The sequence below is a fragment of the Ciceribacter sp. L1K23 genome (assembly GCF_018122705.1).
Classification (GTDB): Bacteria; Pseudomonadota; Alphaproteobacteria; order Rhizobiales; family Rhizobiaceae; genus Allorhizobium.
This window is the reverse complement of sequence record NZ_JAGRRC010000001.1, coordinates 280,001-281,738: the sequence shown is the minus strand read 5'-3', so window position 1 is coordinate 281,738 and position 1,738 is coordinate 280,001. Positions and strand designations below refer to the sequence as shown.

Annotated in this window: 1 tRNA gene and 2 rRNA genes (1 of these 3 only partly in view); all 3 read right to left on the bottom strand. The window is 55.9% G+C overall.

Annotation, left to right across the window (positions count from 1 at the left end):
* Window positions 1-77 (bottom strand) — tRNA-Met (locus tag J5J10_RS01290).
* Window positions 78-342: 265 nt separating this feature from the next.
* Window positions 343-457 (bottom strand): 5S ribosomal RNA (rrf, locus tag J5J10_RS01285).
* A 302-nt stretch (window positions 458-759) separates the two neighbouring features.
* Window positions 760-1,738 (bottom strand): 23S ribosomal RNA (locus tag J5J10_RS01280) (it continues 1,918 nt past the right edge of the window).

Below are 1,738 nucleotides of genomic sequence, written 5' to 3'. Positions count from 1 at the left end.
TGGTTGCGGGGGCAGGATTTGAACCTGCGGCCTTCAGGTTATGAGCCTGACGAGCTACCGGGCTGCTCCACCCCGCGCCAAGCGCATTCGGCTTTGCCGAATGTCGCGACTGCGTCACAGCTGGGCTGTGATGCCACTTGTGGAGCAAAACCGAAGGTTTTGTCTCCTGTAAGGAGGGCACCGGCCTGAGGCTGTGTTCCACCTTGCATTCTTTTTTGATCTGCTTATCCCCTTGAACGACGAAAGGCCGCTTTTGGGGCGGCCCTTTGGTTTTGGCCAGGGGCCGCAGGTTTTGTTTCGAGAAGATTGTGTTTCATCGTGTGATGACATTGCCTTTAATAGACCTGGCAGCGACCTACTCTCCCGCGTCTTGAGACGAAGTACCATTGGCGCTGGGGCGTTTCACGGCCGTGTTCGGAATGGGAACGGGTGCGGCCGCCCCGCCATGACCACCAGGTCAATTAAGGGCAATGTGATTTGAGAAGCTGGCACAGGCATTCGCCTGTTTTCTTTATTTGAACACGTCGGTTTCTTCTGTCTTCACGCTGTCGCGATCTTCGATCGCTGCGCTGCAGACGGCGCGCCAAACTGTTGGCGACGAACTATCGTTCTGCATGGGTCCCCCCGCTCAAGGTGTGAGCATGGCAGCCATACAGCGCGCTAGCGCGTCGGCCATGTTTGGCCGGCCCGTCCGGAGCGCTTTCGCGTCAGGACAGAAGAGATGGCTTTGCTCATCTTCGATGAGCACAAGCAATAAGAACGATCAAGCCAATCGAGCTATTAGTAACGGTAAGCTTCACACATTGCTGCGCTTCCACATCCGTCCTATCAACGTGGTCGTCTTCCACGGCTCTGATAGGGAATACTCGTTTTCAGGTGGGTTTCCCGCTTAGATGCCTTCAGCGGTTATCCCTTCCATATATAGCTACCCTGCTATGCCGCTGGCGCGACAACAGGTCCACCAGAGATATGTCCATCCCGGTCCTCTCGTACTAGGGACAGATCCTGTCAATATTCCTACACCCACGGCAGATAGGGACCGAACTGTCTCACGACGTTCTGAACCCAGCTCACGTACCGCTTTAATTGGCGAACAGCCAAACCCTTGGGACCTGCTCCAGCCCCAGGATGCGATGAGCCGACATCGAGGTGCCAAACAACCCCGTCGATATGGACTCTTGGGGGTCATCAGCCTGTTATCCCCGGCGTACCTTTTATCCGTTGAGCGATGGCCCTTCCACGCGGGACCACCGGATCACTATGACCGACTTTCGTCTCTGCTCGACTTGTCAGTCTCGCAGTCAGGCGGGCTTATGCCATTGCACTCGACGAGCGATTTCCGACCGCTCTGAGCCCACCATCGCGCGCCTCCGTTACTCTTTCGGAGGCGACCGCCCCAGTCAAACTACCCACCATACACTGTCCCGGACCCGGATGACGGGCCGCGGTTAGACATCCATGACGATAAGGGTGGTATTTCAAGGATGGCTCCACGAAGACTGGCGTCCCCGCTTCAAAGCCTACCACCTATCCTACACATGCCGACACGAATGCCAGTGTAAAGCTATAGTAAAGGTGCACGGGGTCTTTCCGTCTAACCGCAGGAACCCCGCATCTTCACGGGGAATTCAATTTCACTGAGTCTATGTTGGAGACAGCGGGGAAGTCGTTACGCCATTCGTGCAGGTCGGAACTTACCCGACAAGGAATTTCGCTACCTTAGGACCGTTATAGTTAC